Source organism: Ancylobacter sp. FA202 (assembly GCF_000380205.1).
Lineage (GTDB): Bacteria > Pseudomonadota > Alphaproteobacteria > Rhizobiales > Xanthobacteraceae > Ancylobacter.
On the sequence record NZ_KB904818.1, the window covers coordinates 2359651 to 2381588 of the forward strand.

A 21938-nucleotide genomic window follows, 5' to 3' on the forward strand; every position below is an offset into this window, starting at 1 on the left:
TCCTAATCCATATTGAGAATAAGTTGCTTGCGCACCATGCCTCTGCCGATTTTATTTGAAAATATACTGTAGTTATTTCGTTCCATTCTAATCCTGCCAAATATGATGGCAGGATTTATCTTTAGTTGAGCAGCCAGCTTCTCGATCGGTTCAGCTGTTTTTGCAATCCTGGCGGGGGATCGGCTCCATATTTCGTTGGGAATTAATAAGTTACTTGCAAACTGGTTTGCCTCTTCCTCGAACTCGTCTAAATCGGGCGAGGTCACATCGTCAAAAAAACCAGATGAGAGACCCGTGCGGTAGTGGAGGATCACATGGGCGACTTCGTGGAGGAGAGTGAACCAGAAATTATCAAGTGTGTCGCGTAGTGCAGTCATTGCAATAACTGGTACGTCGTCGACGAGAAAAGCGGCTCCATCCACCGACATGCCGGATATCTGCGGCTCTGCTACAAGAACGATTCCATGGTCGAGCAGGAGCCTGACGGCGCGCTTAGGGCCGTCATCATATTGGCTCAGGCGGACAAGGTCTACCAGCCAAGAAACATCAACGGGCCGATATCTCGGCTTATGCTTGGCAATGATGACTTCGGCACGACGCGTGACATGCGCTTTCCAAGACAAAAGAGACCAGTCTTGGGTGTGGGCTACTACATTTAGACCCGTACGCAGCAGCGACGGTGTTCCATATCGATTTACATGTTCGCCGACATACCGAATGAGTGTTGCTGTAGCGTTCTCGTCAGACGTATCGCTGGGTTCAAGCCAGCCATTTTCGCGGGCGTGACGAAGAACTTTCGTGAGGTCGGCTTTAGTCACGTCATAATTTGGAGGCCATTGCCCATCGGAAGAGGCGATGTCCTGCATATGCCAACGGACGCCGAGCGCCTGAGCGATCTTATGGAAGTTGGAGAGACTGATTGAACGGTATTGTTCAGCCTCCCATCGCTGGATCGCCTGCTCACGCAGCCCCAGCTTCCTTGCTAAGTCTTTCTGGGAAAGGCCGCGGACTATCCTGGCCACGACGAGAAATGCACCAGGATCGTTTCCAGCTTGTTCCTTAAGTTGAGAGAAGTCACCGACCCTAGCAAGCTGATAGGCATTTAAGAGAGCGCTTCGTTCACGACGCTCCGTTTTCAAGGAGCGGCGAACGCCTTCAACAACCTGCGGGGGTAGACCTTCGACCATTGATCTAAGGGTTTGGTCGGACGAAAGAGCGCGATCCAGTTCGGCCAGTGCCTCCTCTGCGTCGCGCGCCTGCCGGTCCGTGGATATAAAAGTTGTACCAGCCATCATTGATGAGTGACACAACAAATATGTTGTGTCAATGCGGGCCGATCCTCCTCGTGAGTTGCTGCACGGCATTGCGCACGCGTCGCATATGGCCGAACCTGCTTTCCGACGGCAGAGTTGGATCGGAGTAGAGCGACAAGAACCTGAGTGAGGCGCACGTGATCTGCGTTCCGTTAGGGAGCAGTCGGTTACAATGGCGCACACATCGGCCATCAAGGATCCCACGAAAGCGGTCCATTCTACGGTATGACCGGAGCTCGTCGTTGCCGTTCGACCCGCATTCCTAAAGACCTATACACGTACGCTTCCCAATCCCCGCCGCGACGCCGAGCGCGACAGCGGGCGACCTCCACCCCCATGACCGTCACCGACGACTGGCCGGAATACATTCCGGTGACGGAGGCGGAGATTGCTGTCTTTGAGGCATGGTTCGGGGATATTCTGGAGGTGCTGATCCGAGAGGAATGACCGCCTGACACGAAAGGCTCCGCCATGACCGCTCCGCTCCGTGCCGCTTTGTATCTGCGCGTCTCCACAGCCCGGCAAGCCGAGCACGATGTCTCGATCCCGGACCAGCGACGGCAGGGCGAGGCCTATTGCCAGGCGCGCGGGTATCAGCTGGTCGAGACCTATGTGGAGCCGGGCGCGTCGGCGACCAATGACCGCCGGCCCGAATTCCAGAGGATGATCGAAGCCGGTACGCTGAAACCGGCGCCATTCGATGTCGTGGTGGTGCACAGTTTCTCGCGGTTCTTCCGCGATCACTTCGAGTTGGAATTTTATGTCAGGAAGCTCGCCCGCAACGGCGTGCGGCTGGTGTCAATCACCCAGGAGATGGGCGACGACCCGATGCACGTCATGATGCGGCAGATCATGGCACTGTTCGACGAGTATCAGTCGAAGGAGAACGCCAAGCACGTCCTGCGGGCACAGAAGGAGAATGCCCGGCAGGGCTTCTGGAACGGAGCTCGTCCGCCGATCGGTTATCGCGTGGTTGAGGCCGAGCAGCGCGGCGCCAAGGTGAAGAAGAAACTGGAGATCGATCCGCTCCACGCCGACACGGTGCGGCTGATCTTCGACCTCGCCCTCAATGGCGACCGACGGTCAGGCCCGATGGGCGTGAAGGCGATCGTCAGCCATCTCAACCGCAACCGGATCTACACCCGCGCGGGCGGACGCTGGGGTATCGGCCAGCTTCACCGGGTGCTGACCCGCCGCACCTATGTCGGCGAACACCAGTTCAACAGCCGCTCCAAGAGCAAGCAGAAGAAACCGGAGAGCGAGGTGGTGGTGGTCGCCGTGCCGCCGCTGATCGACGCCAAGGTCTTCGACGCCGTGCAGGAGCAGCTTCAGGCCCGTAATCCGAAGATCGTCCCGCCGCGCGTGGTGAGCGGTCCGACGCTGCTCACCGGGATCTGCTATTGCGCCCAGTGCGGCGGGGCGATGACCATCCGCACCGGCAAGAGCGGGCGCTATCGCTACTACGCCTGTTCCATCAAGGCGCGGCAGGGCGAGACCGGTTGTGCCGGCCGCGCCATACCGATGGAGACGCTCGACACGCTGGTGGCAAGCCATATCGAGCAGCGTCTTCTCCAGCCCGAGCGGTTACAGGAGATCCTCGCTTCCATGCTCACGCACCGCCAGGAGCGGCTTGAGCGTCGCCGCGAGCATATTGCCGAACTCAACAAGCGTGGTACCGAGGCCGATCAGCGGTTGCGCCGGCTCTATGACGCCATCGAATCAGGCGTGGCCGACATCACCGATCCGGCGCTAAAAGAGCGCATCGACGGACTGAAGGCGATCCGCGATCAGGCGCAGGCGGATGTTGTCCGCGCGCAATCGTTGCTCGCAACGTCAGGCGAGGACACTGTCACGCCCGCCATGGTGGCGCGCTTCGCCGAAATAGCCCGCAGGCGCATGCGCATCGAAGGCGGCGGCTACAGGCGCGATCATTTGCGCTCCTTGGCTCAGCGCGTGGAGGTTGGAGCCAATGAAGTCCGCATCATCGGATCGAAGGGAGACCTGCCCAGAACGCTGGCTGCCGTCTCAGGAGGGAAATCGGCTACGCTCGGCGTGCCCAGTTTGGGACTGAAATGGCGGAGGGAGCGGGATTCGAACCCGCGATACGGTTTCCCGTATACACACTTTCCAGGCGTGCGCCTTCAACCACTCGGCCACCCCTCCGTCGCCGGCCCGGGGCCGGATGCCTTCGATCGCGGCGGGGCACGCCCGCGACGCATCGAAGAGGCGCGGAATATAGCGAAGCGCGCCACTCTGGCAAGCGTCACGCACACGGACGCGACACCAATCGTGCCCGGCTGTTGAAAAGCACGGCCTCAGGCCGTCGGACGGCCTGGCGGGCCGGCATCCTGCCGGCTTCCGGCGGGTCGGCGCGGGACGCCTGCCTCAGTTCAGCGGCGGGCCGATGGCCGTGATGGCGCAGCTGGCGGCGTCGGCCTTCGGGCCCATCAGGTTCACCCGGTCCTGGCCGGTCGCGCCAGCGACGATGTTGTAGATGGTGGTGCCCGCCAAACCCGCCGGCTTGCCCTTGGCGGTGAACCTGCATGCGACCGTGACCGAGCCGACTGTGGCGGCGGTGTTGTTGGTCACCGTCACCCCCATCACCGTTCCCACGTCATCGGTGAACAGGTCGCCATGGGTGAGCGACAGGCCGGCGAAGCGGGCGTCGCCCGCCTGCGCCAAGGCGGCCGGCGCGGCACCCGGCAGCAGAAGCGCCGTCGCCGGCAGGACCGCGAGCGACAGGGTGGCGAAGAGGGCGCGGCGACGAAAGAACGTGTGCGACATTGAGGGCCTCGCGGTCCGGCGCGGCGTCCGGACCGGAACTCGGGCTGCGAGCTCGCCGCGCCGGTGCAGCCTAGTCGATGCGCGGTAAAAGTCGAGCCGTCCGGGCGGCTCGAACGCAGGTGGCTGACACCCGGCGCGGCAGCCGGGCAGCGGTGCAAGATCTTTCGGTACAGGCCGCTGCGGGCAGCCTCGATCAGCGCCCAAAAGGTGCCCAAGTGCCGCATGCACTACGGGTGAGGCGAACTATAGCGCCGGTTTCCGGCGGAGAAAGAACCGGCCGAAGCGGGATTCGGTGCGTCCTCGCGCGGCCGGATGTGCAAGATCACGTCTGTACATTTCTCTATTTTCTATTTCTGGAACATTTCTTTTTATTGAATACGCGAAAGTAGGCGTAACTAGACAAGGGGGCGGTCGGCGGTATAGTCCGGTGGCGGAAATGGCGCCACGGGAGAGTGGAATGGGTCCGAGCGTGAGTAAGGCCGGTCGGCGGCGTGCGGGAGCCGGATGGCTCGGCGTCGGGATGATGTCCGTGCTGCTGGCGGCGTGCTCGGAAGAGAACAAATATGTCGCCCCGCCGCCGCCGCAGGTCACTGTCGCCGCGCCGCTGCAGCAGGATGTGACGCGCTACCTGCATTTTACCGGCAACACGTCTTCCATCAACACGGTCGATCTGGTCGCCCGTGTCGAGGGCTTCCTGATGTCGATCGACTACAAGGACGGCGCGTTGATGAAGAAGGGCGACCGCCTCTTCCTCATCCAGCAGGACACCTACCAGGCCGATCTCGATCAGGCCAAGGCGCAGCTCGCCGCCGCCGAGGCACAGCTCACCAACAACCAGGCCGAATATCAGCGCCAGGCCACGCTCGGCCAGCAGGACTTCTCCTCGCAGGCCACCGTTGACAAGGCCCGCGCCGCGCGCGACGAGGCCGCCGCCCAGGTCGACGAGGCCAAGGCCAATGTCGAAATCGCCACCATCAATCTCGGCTACACCTCGGTGACCGCGCCGTTTGACGGCATCGCCACCCGCCATCTCGCCGATGTCGGCCAGTTGGTCGGTCACGGCCAGCCGACCACGCTCGCCACCCTTGTCGAGATGAACCCGATCTACGCCTATTTCAACATTGGCGAGAACCAGGTGCTGATGATCAAGGAGAAGCTGGCGGCCGAGGGGCGGACGATCGAGCAGGTGAAGGACATTGAGATCGATATCGGTCTCCAGAACGAGGGCGAGGATTACCCCCACAAGGGCCGCCTCGACTATGTCTCGCCCGAGATCGATCCTTCCACCGGCACGCTGCTGGTGCGCGGCGTGTTCGACAATCCGAAGCTCTCGTTGCTGCCCGGCCTGTTCGTGCGTGTGCGCATCCCGGCGAAAACGATCCCCAACGCCGTGCTGATCGCCGATACCGCGATCAGCACGGCGCAGCAGGGCAAGTACGTGCTGGTCGTCAACAAGGACAATGTGGTCGAGCAGAAGATCGTCACCGTGGGCCAGCAGATCGGCGCCTACCGGGTGATCGAATCCGGCCTCTCGGCGGACGACCGAGTGGTCGTCGGCGGCATCCAGCGCGCCACGCCCGGCTCCAAGGTCGATCCGGTGGAAGGCAAGCCGGACGGCTCGTCGACCGCCGCGGCCGCCGCCGCGCCTGCCATAGCCGCTCCCGCTGCCACGCTCGCTGCGCCTGCCGCGCCTGCCGCCGCGCCCGCGGCCAAGGCCGCCAACTGACACCGGCCCGCCTTTCCGGACGCCGCCGTCGGCGCCCGCCATCGCCTTATCCGCGCAGGACCGCTTGAACCCAAGGCCCGTCACATGATCTCGCGCTTCTTCATCGAACGGCCGGTTCTCGCCAACGTCCTCGCGCTGGTCTTCGTGTTGATCGGCGGCGTGGCGCTCTACACCCTTCCCGTGGCGCAGTACCCCAATGTGGTGCCGCCGACCATCCAGGTCACCACGCTCTATCCCGGCGCCAGCGCGCGGACGCTGGTCGACACGGTGGCGCTGCCGATCGAGCAGCAGGTGAACGGCGTCGAAGGCATGCTCTACATGCAATCGACCAGCACCAGCGCCGGCAGCTACACGCTCACCGTGACCTTCGCCATCGGCACCGATCCCAACATGGCGCAGGTGCTGGTGCAGAACCGGGTCGCGATCGCGCTCGCCTCGCTGCCGCAGGCGGTGCAGGTGCAGGGCGTGACGACGCAGATCAAGTCGACCGCCATCCTGCAATTCGTGAACCTGTATTCGCCGGACAAAAGCTATGACAGCCTGTTTCTGGCCAATTACGGCGTCATCAACCTGGAAAACGAGCTCGCCCGCCTGCCGGGCATCGGCAATGTGGCGGTCTTCGGTGCGGGCAATTATGCCATGCGCGTCTGGCTCAATCCGGTGGAGCTGCAGGCGCGCCAGCTGACGCCGGAGGACGTGACCAACGCCATCCAGCAGCAGAGCCAGGAAGTCGCCTCCGGCGTCGTCGGCATGCCGCCGGTGCCGAAGGGGCAGAACTTCCAGTACACGCTGCTGATGGACGGCCGGCTCAACGACGCCGCCGATTACGAGAACATCATCGTCAAGGTGTCGAACGCCGATGGCGGGCGCATCACCCGGCTGCGCGACGTGGCGCGGGTGGAGATCGGCGCCCAGACCTACAGCCAGTATTTCACCTATAATGACAAGCCGGCGGCGGCGCTCGCCATCTACCAGCTTCCCGAAGCCAATTCGCTGCAGGTGGCGACCGAGGTGCGGGCAAAGATGGAGGAGCTCGCCAAGAGCTTCCCGCCCGGGCTGAGCTACGCCATCCCCTTCGACACCACGGTCTTCGTCAACGCCTCGGTCAACGAGGTGTACAAGACGCTGTTCGAGGCCGGCATCCTGGTGCTGATCGTCATCCTGGTCTTCCTGCAGGACTGGCGCGCCATGCTGGTGCCGGCGACGACCGTGCCGGTGACGATCATCGGCACCTTCGCCGCGATGGCGGCGATGGGCTTCACCGTCAACCTCTCGACCCTGTTCGCCATCGTGCTCGCCATCGGCATCGTGGTCGACGACGCGATCGTCATCGTCGAGGGCGTGGCACGCCACATCGAGCGCGGGCTGCCCAACCGCGAGGCGGCCGAGAAGGCGATGGACGAATTGTTCGGCCCGATCATCGGCATTACCCTGGTGCTGATGTCGGTGTTCCTGCCGGCAGCGTTCATGCCCGGCCTCACCGGGCAGATGTACCAGCAGTTCGCCCTCGTCATCGCCGCTACCGCGCTGATCTCGGCGATCAACGCCATGACGCTGAAGCCGACCCAGTGCGCGCTGTGGCTGCGCAGGCCGGTGCCGGAGGACCAGCGCAACTTCTTCTACCGCGGTTTCAACAAGGTCTATAACAAGGCCGAGCACTGGTATGCCGGGCTGATCCATCACATGGTGAAGGCAAGCTATGTGGTGGTGGCGGTCGGCCTCCTGCTGATCGGCCTCGCCATTTGGGGCCTCACACGGGTGCCCACGGGCTTCCTGCCGATCGAGGACCAGGGCTATGTGCTGATCGGCGCGCAGCTTCCCGACGCGGCCTCGCTCGACCGCACCCAGGCGGTGATGAGCCATATCTCCGAGATCGCCGGCAAGCTGCCCGGCGTGAAGGATGTCATCGCCATTTCCGGCGTGTCGGTGCTCGACAACAACGCCTCGCTGTCCAATGGCGGCGTTGCCTATGTGATGCTGGAGCCATGGGACCAGCGCGACGCGGCCGGACAGGACCTTCGCTGGATCTACGATAACCTCAACAAGGAACTGCTGCAGGTCCAGGACGCCATCACCTTCGTGCTGGTGCCGCCGGCGATCCAGGGCATCGGCAACGCCTCCGGCTTCACCATGATGGTGCAGCAGAAGGACGGCAGCTTCGATTTCCCCAAGCTGCAGGCGGTGACGCAGCAGGTCATGGCCAATGCCTCGACGCAATCGGCGCTGCAGCGCCTGTCCACCTCGTTCCGCGCGAACGTTCCCCAGCTCTACCTCAAGATCAACCGGATCAAGGCGGAGACGCTGGGCGTCACGGTCGGCCAGGTATTCTCGGCCGTGCAGGGCTATGTCGGCTCCAGCTACGTGACCCAGTTCAACGAGTTCGGCCAGACCTTCCAGGCCTATATCCAGGCCGATGCCGATCACCGCCGCACGGCGGAGGAGATCCTCGCGCTGAAGATCCGCACGCCGGAAGGCGTGATGGTGCCGCTCGGCACGCTGGCCGAGGTGGAGCCCTCCGTCGGGCCCCCGCTCATCACCCTGTACAATCTCTATCCCGCCACCACCATCCAGGGCGGGGCGGCGGCCGGCTTCTCCTCCGGGCAGGCGCTGGACATCATGGACCAGGTCGCCCAGCAGACCCTGCCGCCCGGCACGGGAACCTCCTGGACGGCGATGTCCTACCAGGAAGAAGTAGTGGGCGACGAGGTCTACTTCGTCTTCGGCCTCGCCATCCTGCTGGTCTACTTCGTTCTCGCCGGCCAGTATGAAAGCTGGGTGCTGCCCTTTGCGGTGCTGCTCGCCGTGCCGCTCGCCCTTCTGGGCACGGTGGGCGCGCTCACCGGGCTCGGCATCTCCAACAATCTCTATACCCAGATCGGCCTGATCCTGCTGATCGCCCTCTCGGCCAAAAACGCGATCCTGATCGTGGAGTTCGCGCGCGAGAAACGGGCGGAGGGCATGGAGATCATGGAGGCGGCGACCGAGGCCGCGCGGCTGCGATTCCGGCCGATTCTGATGACCTCCTTCGCCTTCATCCTCGGTGTGCTGCCACTGGTGCTGGCCACCGGCGCGGGCGCCGCCTCGCGCAAGTCGATCGGCATCGCCGTGTTCTCCGGCATGCTCGCCTCCACCTGCCTCGCCGTTCTGTTCGTGCCGTCCTTCTACGCGGTGCTGCAGCGCTTCGAGGAGTGGCGGGTGCGTGGCAAGGTGCCGGCCGGCACGGTGCCGCCAGCCTCGGGCGAGGGCAGCGCGCATTCGGCGTGAGCCGGTGCGGGCGTTCGGCCCGCGCACGCGCTGTGCCTCGCGTCGCGATTTGACAGCCCGTGCGCCTCAATTCGCGGCAGGCCACTGGCGCGGGGCTAGGCGGCCCCAAGGCGTCCGCCCGTCGCAGCCTTGGACGGGCGCCCCATTGCCCTGCGGCACGATTCCTGCGTTCATCACCGGGTTCCGCCCCGCTGGCCGCTTCCGGGCGCGTGCGGCATCGTCTTCGTCTGTCGGTTGGTGCCTATGACAATTTTCGCGAGCCTGCATCACGTCACGGCCTACACCTATGACCGCCCGGTCCTTCTCGGGCCCCAGATCATCCGGCTGCGCCCGGCGCCCCATTGCCGAACGCCGGTGCAGAGCTACGCGCTCAAGGTCACGCCCTCGAACCACTTCGTGAACTGGCAGCAGGACCCATTCGGCAATTGGATGGCCCGCTTCGTCTTCCCGGAAAAGGCGACCGAGTTCCGGGTCGAGGTCGACCTCATCGCCGACATGACGGTGTACAACCCGTTCGACTTCTTCATCGAGGAATATGCCGAGCGGCTGCCCTTCGCCTATCCGCCGGGGCTGGCCAAGGAACTGATCCCCTATCTGGAGCTGGAAGAGGGCGGACCGCTTCTCGACGGTTTCGTCGACAGCATCCGCCCCCCCGCCGGGTCGATGACGGTGGACTATCTGGTCGAGCTCAACCAGAAGGTCCAGCAGCATGTCGGCTACCTTATCCGGCTGGAGCCGGGCGTGCAGACACCGGACGAGACGCTGTCGCGCGCCTCCGGCTCCTGCCGCGATTCCGGCTGGCTGCTGGTGCAGGTGCTGCGCCGGCTCGGCCTCGCCGCCCGCTTCGTCTCGGGCTATCTCATCCAGCTCAAGCCCGATGTGAAGGCGCTGGAAGGCCCGACCGGCACCGAGGTCGACTTCACCGATCTGCACGCCTGGTGCGAGGTCTATCTGCCCGGTGCCGGCTGGATCGGCCTCGACCCCACCTCGGGCCTGCTGTGCGGCGAGAGCCATCTGCCGCTCTGCGCCACGCCCAACCCGTCTTCGGCGGCGCCGATCACCGGCGGCTTCACGGCGGAGGAGGGGACGAAGACCGAGTTCGAATTCAACATGCGGGTGACCCGCGTCGCCGAGAAGCCGCGTGTCACGCTGCCCTTCTCAGACGAAGCCTGGGAGGCGCTCGACGCGCTCGGCGACCGGGTCGATGCCGATCTCGCGGCGCAGGATGTGCGCCTGACCATGGGCGGCGAGCCGACCTTCATTTCCATCGACGACTATCAGGGCGCCGAGTGGAACACCTCGGCGGTGGGCCCGACCAAGCGCGCCAGAGCGGACGAACTGATCCGCCGGCTGCGCACCCGCTTCGCCCCCGGCGGCATGCTGCATTACGGCCAGGGCAAATGGTATCCCGGCGAGAGCCTGCCGCGCTGGACCTTCTCGCTCTACTGGCGCAAGGACGGCAAGCCGATCTGGCGCGACCCCTCGCTCGTCGCCACCGAGACGCAGGCGGGCGCCACGATCACCGAGGCGCAGAGCTTCATCGAGACGCTGGCCGACAGCCTCGGCGTTGGTGCCGGCTATGCCGAGCCAGCCTATGAGGACCCCGCGCACTGGATTCTCAAGGAAGGCGACCTGCCGGACAATGTCGATCCGTTCGACACCAAGCTGGAGGATGCCGAGACGCGCGCGCGCTTCGCCCGCGTCTTCGCGCGGGGTCTGGGCACGCCGAGCGGCTATGTTCTGCCGATCCAGCGTTGGCAGGCCCGCGCCTCGCGCGGCTGGGTCAGCGAGAAGTGGCGCTTCCGGCGCGGGCGCATGTTCCTCGTGCCAGGCGATTCGCCGGCCGGCTTCCGCCTGCCGCTGGCGAGCCTGCCCTGGGTGCCGCCTGCCGCCTACCCCTATGTGAACCCCGCCGACCCGATGACCATCACCGGCGAGCTGCCGGATGCCGAGGTGCTGCACCAGCGCTACCGTCGCTCGGCGAGCGAGGAGCCCTCGCAGGAGCAGGTCGACCAGGTGCTCACCGGCACTGGATCGGTCCGCACCGCGCTCACCGTCGAGCCGCGCGACGGGCGGCTCTGCGTGTTCATGCCGCCGACCGAGCGGCTGGAGGATTATCTGGAATTGCTTGCCGCCATCGAGGTGACGGCGGCCGAGCTCAAGCTGCCGGTGCATATCGAAGGTTACACCCCGCCGGTCGATCCGCGCCTCAATGTTATCCGGGTGGCGCCGGATCCCGGCGTCATCGAGGTCAATGTCCATCCCGCCGCCAATTGGAAGACCTGCGTCGAGATCACCCGCGACCTCTATGAGGAAGCGCGGCTGTCGCGGCTCGGCACCGAGAAGTTCATGGTGGACGGGCGCCACACCGGTACCGGCGGCGGCAATCATGTGGTGGTGGGCGGCGCCATGCCGGCCGACAGCCCGTTCCTGCGCCGCCCGGATCTTCTGAAGAGCCTCATCACCTACTGGCAGCGCCACCCGGCGTTGTCCTACCTGTTCTCGGGCCTGTTCATCGGCCCGACCAGCCAGGCGCCGCGTGTCGACGAGGCACGCCATGACAGCCTGTACGAGCTGGAAATCGCCATGGCGAGCGTGCCCACGCCCGGCAAGGGTATGGCGCCGCCGCCCTGGCTGGTCGACCGGCTGTTCCGCAACCTGCTGACCGACGTTACCGGCAATACCCATCGTTCCGAGATCTGCATCGACAAGCTGTTCTCGCCGGACGGCCCGACCGGCCGCCTCGGCCTGGTCGAATTTCGCTCCTTCGAGATGCCGCCGGACTGGCGCATGTCGCTCGCCCAGCAATTGCTGCTGCGCGCGCTCATCGCCTGGTTCTGGCGCGAGCCGCAGGAAGGCCCGCTCGCCCGCTGGGGCACGGCGCTGGCCGATCGCTTCATGCTGCCGCATTTCGTCTGGGCCGACTTCATGGACGTGCTGCACGATCTCGGCCGCGCCGGCTACCGGGTCGACCCGATGTGGTTCGAGGCGCAGCGCGAATTCCGCTTCCCCTATTTCGGCCAGGTCGAGCGCGGCGGGGTGACGCTGGAACTGCGCCAGGCGCTGGAGCCGTGGAATGTGCTGGGCGAGGAGGGGGCGGCCGGCGGCACGGTGCGCTTCGTCGATTCCTCGGTGGAGCGGCTGCAGGTGCGGGTGGAGAGCCTCAACCCGATCCGACACGTCGTCGCCTGCAATGGCCGCCGCCTGCCGCTGATGCCGACCGGGCGCTTCGGCGAATATGTCGCCGGCGTGCGCTTCAAGGCGTGGCAGCCGGCCTCCGGCCTGCACCCGACCATCCCAGTGCAGGCGCCGCTGACCTTCGACATCGTCGATCTGTGGTCCAATCGCTCGCTGGGCGGCTGCGTCTACCATGTCGCCCATCCCGGCGGGCGCAACTATGAGACCTTCCCGGTGAATTCCTACGAGGCGCAGGCCCGGCGGCTGGCGCGCTTCCAGGATCATGGCCACACGCCGGGCTATCTATTCATCCCGCCGGAGGAGTCCTCCACCGAATTCCCCGCGACGCTGGACCTGCGCCGGCCGGCACGGATTTGACCTCGCCCGGCGAGGGGGTGTCCCTCCGGCATGGTTCATTCCCGCCACAGGTCCGGCCTTGCGGGACGGGGCGCGCCAGATTGGCGCGCAGGGGGCGTGCGGTGGGGGCAAGGGGATGGTATGCCCATCCTTTGCGGCGCTGAGAGGGAGCCATGCCCGTTCGCACCGAACCGCAGGCGCGCACGCGCCGCTTTGAAGAAGCGGCCGTCGAGGCACTGCTGGCGCAGTACAAGCCGCTTCCCGGCGTTCACGATGAACTCGTGGATGGCGAAGGGCGTCCGCGCGCGCACTGGACCTCGCTTCTGGCGGCTTTGGCCGAGATGGGGGTTGATGAGGTCAACCGGCGATTCCGCGCCGCCGACCGCCACCTCTACCGCTCCGGCGTGTTCTATCGCGTCTATGACGACCCCAATGGCGGCGAACGGCCCTGGCCGATCTCGCATCTGCCGCTCGTCATCGACGCCGCCGAATGGCGGGCGCTGGAGCGCGGGCTGATCCAGCGCGCGCAGATGATGGAAGGGTTGCTTTCCGACCTCTATGGCGAGGGCAAGCTGGTGCGCTCAGGCGCGCTGCCGGCGGCGGTGGTGGCCGGGAACCCGGATTTCCTGCGCCCCATGGTTGGGGTCGACCCGCATGGCGGCAGCTTCCTCAAGATCTATGCCGCCGATATCGGCCGTGGGCCGGACGGCAATTGGTGGGTGCTCTCCGACCGCACCCAGTCGCCCTCGGGTGCCGGCTACGCGCTGGAAAACCGCATCGCCATTGCCAGGGCGCTGCCGGACCTTGCCCGCTCGCTCAACGTGATGCGCCTTGCCGGCTATTTCCAGGGGCTGCGGGCGGGGCTGACCAAGCTCGACCGTTCCGGCGAGGGGCGGGTGGGGCTGCTCACCCCCGGCCCGCTCAACGAGACCTATTTCGAGCACGCCTATCTCGCCCGCTATCTCGGCTTCGTGCTGCTGGAGGGCGACGACCTCACGGTGCGCGACAACATCGTCTATGTCCGCACCGTCGCAGGGCTCAAGCGGGTCGACGTGCTGCTGCGCCGTCTCGATGCCGATTATGCCGACCCGCTGGAGCTTAACCCCTCCTCGCGGCTCGGCGTGCCCGGGCTGATGCAGGCGATCCGCGCCGGCGGGGTGGCGGTGGTGAACGCGCTCGGCGCCGGCGTGGTGGAAGCCCCCGCCATGATGGGCTTCCTGCCGCGCCTGGGGCGGCAGGTGATGGGCGAGGCGCCGATCCTGCCCAATGTCGCCACGTGGTGGTGCGGCCAGAAGGCCGAGCGCGCGCGGGTGCTCGACAATCTCGACGACCTGGTGCTCTCCCCCGCCTTCCGCCGGGCGGTGCCGGGCGCGCTGGAGGACGGGCCGGTGATCGGCGCTGATCTCGACCCCATTCGCCGCGCGGCGGTGCAGCACGCGATCCGCACCCGCGGTGTCGATATTGTCGGCCAGGAGGCGGTGCGCCTGTCCACCATGCCGGTGTGGAGCAATGGGCGGCTGGAGCCGCGCCCCTTCATCCTGCGCATCTTCGTCGCCGCCACCGAATCGGGCTGGACCGTCATGCCCGGCGGCTTCTGCCGGGTCTCCGACAGTCTCGACGCCCGCGCCGTGTCGATGCAGGGCGGCGGCCGCTCGGCCGATGTGTGGGTGCTGGACGCCGCGCCGGTGGAGCAGACCACGCTGCTGCCAGCCCCCGACGCGGTGGAGGTGAAGCGGCAGACCGGCCCGCTGCCCAGCCGCGCGGCGGATAATTTCTTCTGGCTCGGGCGCTATGTCGAGCGGGCCGAATGCACCCTGCGCCTGCTGCGCACGCTGGCCGGGCGGCTGTCCTCCACCGCCGATGGCGGCGGCGGCTCGGTGCCGGCGCTGCTCGACCTGCTGCAGTCCTGGGGCGCGGTGCCGGACGAACTGACCCGCGCCCGCCCGATCCGCCATGTGCTGGCGGCGCTGACCCGGCGTGACCGGCCCGGTGCCATTCCCAACCTGATCGACAATGCCCGCCACACCGCCTCGGTGATCCGCGACCGGCTCTCACCCGATGCCTGGCGCACGCTGGCCGATCTCGGGCTGATGATGGCCGAGCCTGCGCCGGCGGCCAGCGCCGAGCCGGACGCCTATGAGCGTGCCGACCGCGCCCTGCGGGCGCTCGCCGCCTTTTCCGGCCTCGCCTCGGAGAACATGAACCGGCTCGCCGGCTGGCGCTTTCTCGATCTCGGCCGCCGCATCGAGCGCGCCATCGCGGTGTGCCGCTTCGCCCGCGCGCTGGTGGGCGAGACGCCGAGCGCCAGCACGCTCGATGTGCTGCTGGAGCTATGCGACAGCCAGATCACCTATCGCTCGCGCTATGTGATGGTGGAAAGCCGCGCGCCGGTGCTCGACCTTGTGCTGCTCGACCCGGTCAATCCACGTTCGCTCGCCTTCCAGATCGCCGCCATCAGCGACCATCTCGACGTGCTGCCCGGCCATGCCGGCGACGCGCTGCCCCCGCCGGAGGAGCGCCTCGTCGCCCGGCTTTCGGCGACGATGAAGGCGTTCGACGCGGTGGAGTTCGACGATGCCCGCCTCGGCCAGATCGAGGGCCGGCTGATGGAGCTCTCCAACGAGGTGGCGGAGCGCTATTTCATCCATCGCCAGCCGGTGGAGACGCCGTGGGACCTGCTGGCATGAAGTACGACATTCACCAGAGCACGGCCTATTCCTATGCCTCGGCCGTGCCGGTGGCGCGCCATGTGGTGCGGATGGTGCCGGTGGAGCGGGCGAACCAGCGCGTCGTCGCCAGCCATTTCGCGGTCGAGCCCGAGCCGGTGGAATGGACCGAGACCCGCGATTTCTTCGGCAACAAGGTGGTGCATATCCGCATCGAGACCCCGCATCGCAGCTTCACCGTGAAGACGCGGGCGCGGGTGGAGGTGGAGGCGCCGCCCGAGGTCCCGCCCGGTTCTGGCCCTTCCTGGGAGGAGACGCGCGAGGCCGCCAATGGCAGCACCGATCTGTCCGGCCACTCGCCGGCGCATTTCCTGTTTCCCAGCCCCGCCGTGGCGCTGAGCACGCCGATCACCGCCTGGGCGGCGGAGAGTTTCCCTCCCGGCCGGCCGATGCTGGCCGGGGCGGTGGACCTGATGAACCGGCTCTACGCCGATTTCACCTATGATCCACGCGCCACCGACGTCTCCACCCCGGCGCTGACGGCGTTCGAGCTGCGGGCCGGAGTGTGCCAGGATTTCGCCCATATCATGATCGCCGGGCTGCGCGGGCTCGGCCTGCCGGCGGCCTATGTCTCCGGCTTCCTGCGCACTGAGCCGCCCCCGGGCAAGGAGCGGCTGCAGGGTGCCGACGCCACCCATGCCTGGGTCTCGGTGTGGTGCGGCGAGGCGATCGGCTGGCAGGGGCTGGACCCGACCAACGCCCTGCGCGTGGCCACTGATCATGTCGTGCTGGCGGTGGGCCGCGACTACACCGATGTCGCCCCGATCGGCGGCGTTATCTTCGGCTCCGGCAAGCAGAAGCTGAAGGTTGAGGTCGACGTCATTCCGATGCTGGACGAGGCTTCCGCGCGCAAGGAGCCGGGCGACTTGGGCTCCCCCGGCTGATTCGGACGTCCCGCCTTCGCACGGTCCCTTGCATGTTTCAGAGGTTGCAACGTTGCCACCGGCAGTCTGACGACTGCGATATGTGAAGCTGTGGCCACGTCGCGATCCGCCGCCCTCCTTCCCGCAGCCGCTTGCTGGCTGTGGCGTCGGGGCAACATTGCCGGAGATTTCAGAATTTAGGGCAAGGGCAGCGGCAATTGCCGCGTGCACGGGAAGAAATGCTGGTTGTTGCCAGACACACGCCAATTTAGCGTGGATCCAGACCTCAGCTGCGGCGTCCCGGGAGCGAGGGTTATGTGCCGTTGCGTCGACTAATGTCTTCCCCCCTTGGCGAATGGGGCGTCGGGAAATGCCTTATCGCATCGAGCCGTTGAATCGGAACGTCGTGGTCCTGCAGGGGCAGCGGCCGCACCCCGGTCTGGGTGCCGCCGGAGGCTCGACGCCCTCTCTCCTCCCCAAGTGAAAATAAAGTGCAGCCTCGCCATCCCGGCTGTCCCCGGAAGGCAAGACGCAAGCGGATCGGTCTGAAGGGTTAGGCTATGGTTGCAACGGCGAGTGCCAACAAGGGTGCCTGGATAGGGCGCGCGAGGGCAAGGCCGCCTGCGTTCACGTCCGGCCGGGACGCCGTCCGCCCGATCCGTGCGGTGCACGCCATGGCGTTGCTCTCGGCGGTCTCGCTCGGTGCCCTGCTGGCATCGATGCCGGCGGCGCGGGCCTATACGATCAACGACACCACCGAGACGGTCCCGGGCACGCATGCCTCGCCCTGGGATCTCGGCACGCAGGATATCATCATCGGCAACACCGGCACCGGGGGGCTTTCCGTTGAGAGCGGCGGCGTGGTCGAGAACCGGGAAACCCATGTCGGCGAGAGATCCGGTTCCACCGGGACGCTGACCGTGACCGGGGACGGCTCCAGCCTGACTGGGACGGGCGTCCTCGTCGGCGTCGGCGGCACGGGCACCCTGACCATTTCAGCGGGGGGGGCGATCACGGCTCTGGCGGCTTTGGTCGGTACTAATGCCGGCTCCATCGGCACGGCGACCGTGACCGGAGCCGGCTCAAGCTGGAGCGTGACCACCGCCGAGATTAGCATAGGTTATGAAGGCACCGGGACCCTGACGATTGCCGACCAGGGCACGGTGACAGGTGGCGGCATCCTTGGGGATCAGGCGGGCAGCCGCGGTACCGTCACCGTCACGGGAGCCGGCTCCACCTGGGACGCCGCGCTTCTCATCGTGGGCCGATGGGGAAGCGGGACGCTGACCGTCGAGAGCGGCGGCACGATTAAAGGCGGCACGCAAGGCACCATCGGCGCGAATAGCGGCTCCAACGGCACAATGACCGTGACGGGAACGGATTCGTCCTGGCTCCTCAGCGGCACCTTATATGTGGGAGCTTCCGGCACCGGAACACTTACCATCGCGGACGGCGGCGAGGTGACAAGCGGGGCCGCCACTCTCGGCACCGTCAGTGGTGCGACCGGCACCGTGAACGTGACGGGAGCGAACTGGGATGCGGGCTCCTCCACTCTTACCATCGGCAATTCCGGCACCGGCACCTTGGCCGTCTCGGGTGGAGGTACGGTCACGAGCGGCACCGTCTCCATCGGCCTGAGCTCCGGCTCCAACGGAACCGCAACGGTGACGGGAGCGGGCTCAAGCTGGACGACGGGCATCAGCGGCATAACCGTGGGGCAATCCGGCACAGGTACGCTGACCATATCGGACGGCGCCGCAGTCACCAGCGGGGCCGTGTATCTCGGCCGCAACGCGGCAGGCCTCGGCACCATCACTGTGACCGGATCAGACTCAAGCCTGAGCACGGGCAGCGCATTTCTCTATGTCGGAAGCGCCGGCACCGGAACGCTGAACATCGCGAACGGTGCCACTGTCTCCGGCCTCTATGTCTATGTCGGCAATTCGGCCGGCTCGAACGGCACCGTGAATCTTGAGGGAACCGCCGGCGCGCGCAGCGTGCTCACCGTTCGCCAGGTTACCGACGGTGCGGGGACGGCGCGGCTGAATTTCAACGGCGGCGTGTTGAGGGCGAGCGGGAATCAGAGCGTTTTCCTGTCCGGCTTCACGTCGAGCTCTGTCGAGATCATGGCAGGCGGCGCCTTCATCGACAGCAACGGCTTCTCCGTTACCATCGCCACGGAGCTTGATGGTATTGGCGGCCTGACCAAGTCCGGCGCGGGCACGCTGACGCTCACCGGCGCCAATACGTTTAGTGGAACGACGACGGTGTCGGCGGGCACGCTGGCGCTTTCGGGCGGGAGTCTGGCTGGCGACGTCTCGGTGAGTTCGGGCGCGACGCTGCAGGGCGGCACCAGCGCGGGCACCGTCTCCGGCAATGTGGAGATCACGGCCGGCGGCACGCTGGCGGGCGTATCGGGCGCCTCCTCGCTCACCATTGGCGGCAATCTGAGCTTTGCCGACGCGACCTCGATCCTCGCGGTGACGCTGGAGGCGCCCGGGTCGACGACGCCGGCAATCGACGTCGGCGGCGGCCTCGCGCTGAACTGCGTGCTGGACCTGACGGCAGGCACCGGCTTCGCCTCGGGTACGTACCGGCTGATCGACTATGGCGGAGCGCTGACCGATAACGGTCTGGAGGTGGGAACGGCGCCGGCGCATGCGCTCTACGAGATCGGCACCTCGACGAGCGGTCAGGTGAACCTCATCGTCGCGGCGGGCCAGTGGTGGAACGGCGCCCGGCTCACTCCCGGCAGCGCCGTGGAAGGCGGTGACGGCGACTGGACCGTGAGTGGCGGCATCACCAACTGGACCGACCCGACCGGCACGACGTCGGCTGCCTGGTCGCAGGCCGGGCTCGCCATCTTCGCCGGCAACGGCGGCACGGTGAGTGTGGTCGGGGGCACGGCGCCGCAGGTCGTGGCGATGGAGTTCCTGGTCGACGGCTATGTGATCACGGGCGGTTCGATCGAACTGCTCGGCTTCGGCAGCCGCACCCAGGCCACGATTCTGGTGGGTGACGGGCCCGACGCCGCTGAAATGAGCGCGACCATCGGCTCCGCCCTCATCGGCACGACCGGGCTGGAGAAGACCGGCGTCGGCACGCTGAACCTCTCGGGAACCAACACCCTTACCGGAGACGTCACCGTCTCCGCCGGCACGCTGGGCCTTACCGGCTCGCTCGGCGCCTCGGTTCTGACGGTGGGCAGCGATGTCGCGGGCACGCTGGCGGTCTCCGGCGGCGGTGCGCTGACCAGCGTCAACGGCACGGTGGGAACGGCGGAGGGCGGGGTCGGCACGGTGACGGTGAGCGGCGACGGTTCGAGCTGGACCAGCACGGGCGAGCTCACCATTGGCGACAATGGCGGCACCGGCAGCCTGACGATTTCCGGCGGCGCCACGTTCGACGCCAAGCGGATCGGCGTTTCCACCGGATCCTGGCAGAGCGGCAGCGGCGGCACCGGCTCGCTCACCGTCACCGGCAAGGGCACGGTCTGGACCAACAGCGACGGCGGCATCGACATTGCCCGCACGGCCGGCTCCACCGGCTCCCTGACCGTCTCCGACGGCGCCACGGCCCACATTACCAAGGTGGGCCTCTATACCGGCGCCGGGGCGCAGGTCATCATCACCGGTAAGGGCACCCGGGTCGAGATCGGCGACCCCGACGACCCCACCAACACCGCGCTCCAGGCCGCGCTGAGCCCCGATGGAGGCACGGTCACGATTTCGGACGGCGCGGATGTCTATGCCGACAGAGTCTATGTCGGCGCGAGCGGCAGCGACCTGGTGACGATGACCGTGTCCGGGGCGAGCTTGGTCGCGGAACAGTTTTTTTATGTCGGCGGCCAGAACGGCACGCGCAGCGTCGATCCGGTGAACGGCAACGGCGACCTCACCATCTCCGCCGGCGGTACAGTGACGGGCGGCGCGACGGGCGTCGGCATGGACCCGAACTCCGAAGGCAAACTGACCATCACCGGGACGGGGTCGCAGTTCTGGGCCAAGGCGAACCCCACCTTCTCCTATCTCGGCAATTTCTATGTCGGCTATGCCGGCACGGCCTCGGTGATCGTCACCGATGGCGGCACGCTGAAGGTCGACAATGAGGTGCGCATCGGCACCGCCGCCGCTGGCGACGGCGCGCTCGCCATCGGCGCGGCGAAGGGCTTAGCGGCGGCGGCGGCGGGCACGATCGACACGCCGAAGATCGTCTTCGGCGCGGGCACGGGCGAAATCGTCTTCAACCACACCGCCACCGACTTCACGCTGTCCGCGGCCATCTCCGGCGGCGGCACGGTGAGCGTGCTGGCCGGCACGACGATCCTGACCGGTGAGAGTACCTATACCGGCGGCACCAGCATCGCCTTCGGCGGCGCGCTGCAAATCGGCGGCGGCGGGACAACAGGCTCAATCACGGGCAATGTGACGACTGTCGGCACACTCGCCTTCAATCGCACCGACAGCCTCACTTTCGCCGGTGTCATCGCCGGGACCGGCGGGGTGACTCAGGCTGGCACGGGCACGCTCACCCTTTCGGGCAGCAACACCTATAGCGGCGCGACGACGGTTTCGGCCGGCACGCTGGTGGCGTCGGGCGGTTCGGCGATCGGCGATGCGAGCGCGGTGACGGTGGCGTCGGGCGCCATCCTTACCGTGAGCGGCGCGGAGACCATCGGCTCGCTGGCTGGCGCCGGGACGGTGACGCTGGGTGGCTCCGGTATTTTGTCCGCCGGCGGCGATAACAGCTCGACGACATTCTCCGGGACCATCAGCGGCACGGGCAGCCTCACCAAGGAGGGCAGCGGAACGCTGACGCTGACCGGTGGCAACAGCATGCCTTTGGGAGCCATCGGGGTTCGGGAAGGAACGCTTGTTCTCGCGGATGGCACGTGGTCCGCGGATTACGCCGCTGTCGGCTACGATGTCGGCACGACCGGAGCCTTGACGATGACGGGCGCCGACACCAGCCTGGATCTGGGCACGGATGAGATGGTGATTGGCGGTTATGGCACGGGGACCTTGATGGTGTCCTCCGGCGCCGCCGTGGATATGGAGAACTTCGGTATCGGCTACTTCGCTGGCGCCGTCGGCGATGCCACGGTGACGGGTGCCGGATCGATCGTGACGGTCGATTATGGCCTCGTGCTCGGCGATGAAGGCGCCGGTTCGCTGACGGTGTCTGGTGGCGCGACTGTGAAGGCGGATACCGCCGTCATCGGCGGCCGCGACCCGGCAGGGAGCGGGACCGGGGTCGGCACCGCCACGGTGACGGGCACCGGATCGAGCTTGATTCTCACCAATTCGCTCGATGTGGGTATTTACGGCACCGGTACGCTGACCGTTTCCGACGGCGCGAGCGTGACTGCCGCCTCCATCTTTGTCGGCTACAAGGGCAACGGAACGCTGAATGTGGCAAGCGGCGGCGTGGTGGCTGCGGGCCAGTTCATCAAGGACACCGGGGCGGGGGTCGGATCCATCAAGCTCGATGGCGGCACGCTGAAGGCCACGGCGACCCAGGCAAACTTCCTTTCCGGCTTCGCAACGGGAGGCGTGACGCTCGCTGTGGGCGGCGTCACCATCAATTCCAACGGCTTCGACATCGGCATTGCGAGCGTGATCGACGGCGTCGGCGGGCTGACCAAGGCCGGCACTGGCACGCTGACGCTGACGGGCGCGAACACCTACACCGGCACGACGACGGTCTCGGCCGGCACGCTGGCGCTTTC

General features: G+C 66.5%; 8 protein-coding genes, 1 tRNA gene and 1 pseudogene. 7 read left to right on the forward strand and 3 right to left on the reverse strand.

All coding sequences use genetic code 11. The features are described 5' to 3' along the window. Window positions 1–2: 2 nt before the first annotated feature. The gene (locus A3M1_RS25850; protein ID WP_245261636.1) at window positions 3–1295 is read right to left on the reverse strand and encodes an XRE family transcriptional regulator; all 1293 of its coding nucleotides are present in this window, start codon (window positions 1293–1295) and stop codon (window positions 3–5) included. A 489-nt stretch (window positions 1296–1784) separates the two neighbouring features. On the opposite strand from A3M1_RS25850, the pseudogene A3M1_RS25855 reads away from it, so the two are divergent. Beyond that, window positions 1785–3416 (forward strand): annotated as a pseudogene (locus A3M1_RS25855) (recombinase family protein); the annotation flags it as partial. Here the strand turns inward: A3M1_RS25855 and A3M1_RS0110640 are convergent. Further along, window positions 3387–3476, reverse strand: a tRNA-Ser gene (locus A3M1_RS0110640). The pseudogene A3M1_RS25855 and the gene A3M1_RS0110640 overlap by 30 nt on opposite strands. A gap of 222 nt (window positions 3477–3698) precedes the next feature. Further along, a complete protein-coding gene (locus A3M1_RS0110645; protein WP_018388952.1) occupies window positions 3699–4097 on the reverse strand; it encodes a hypothetical protein in 399 nt (132 codons plus the stop codon). A 520-nt stretch (window positions 4098–4617) separates the two neighbouring features. Here A3M1_RS0110645 and A3M1_RS0110650 point away from each other — a divergent pair. The 6 genes from A3M1_RS0110650 to A3M1_RS25030 all read left to right on the forward strand — a co-directional run. Beyond that, complete coding sequence (locus A3M1_RS0110650; RefSeq protein ID WP_018388953.1) at window positions 4618–5823, forward strand: efflux RND transporter periplasmic adaptor subunit; 1206 nt, start codon at window positions 4618–4620, stop codon at window positions 5821–5823. A gap of 84 nt (window positions 5824–5907) precedes the next feature. Further along, window positions 5908–9087: an efflux RND transporter permease subunit gene (locus A3M1_RS0110655; RefSeq protein ID WP_018388954.1), complete on the forward strand. Its 3180-nt coding sequence runs from the start codon at window positions 5908–5910 to the stop codon at window positions 9085–9087. A 243-nt stretch (window positions 9088–9330) separates the two neighbouring features. After that, window positions 9331–12642: a DUF2126 domain-containing protein gene (locus A3M1_RS0110660; protein ID WP_018388955.1), complete on the forward strand. Its 3312-nt coding sequence runs from the start codon at window positions 9331–9333 to the stop codon at window positions 12640–12642. A 152-nt stretch (window positions 12643–12794) separates the two neighbouring features. Then, window positions 12795–15308: a circularly permuted type 2 ATP-grasp protein gene (locus A3M1_RS0110665; RefSeq protein WP_018388956.1), complete on the forward strand. Its 2514-nt coding sequence runs from the start codon at window positions 12795–12797 to the stop codon at window positions 15306–15308. Then, complete coding sequence (locus tag A3M1_RS0110670) at window positions 15305–16231, forward strand: transglutaminase family protein (RefSeq protein ID WP_018388957.1); 927 nt, start codon at window positions 15305–15307, stop codon at window positions 16229–16231. Before A3M1_RS0110665 ends, A3M1_RS0110670 begins: the two co-directional genes overlap by 4 nt. Before the next feature lie 653 nt (window positions 16232–16884). Then, window positions 16885–21938, forward strand: a 5054-nt coding sequence (locus A3M1_RS25030; protein ID WP_018388958.1) for an autotransporter-associated beta strand repeat-containing protein, incomplete at its 3' end; no start/stop codon positions are given.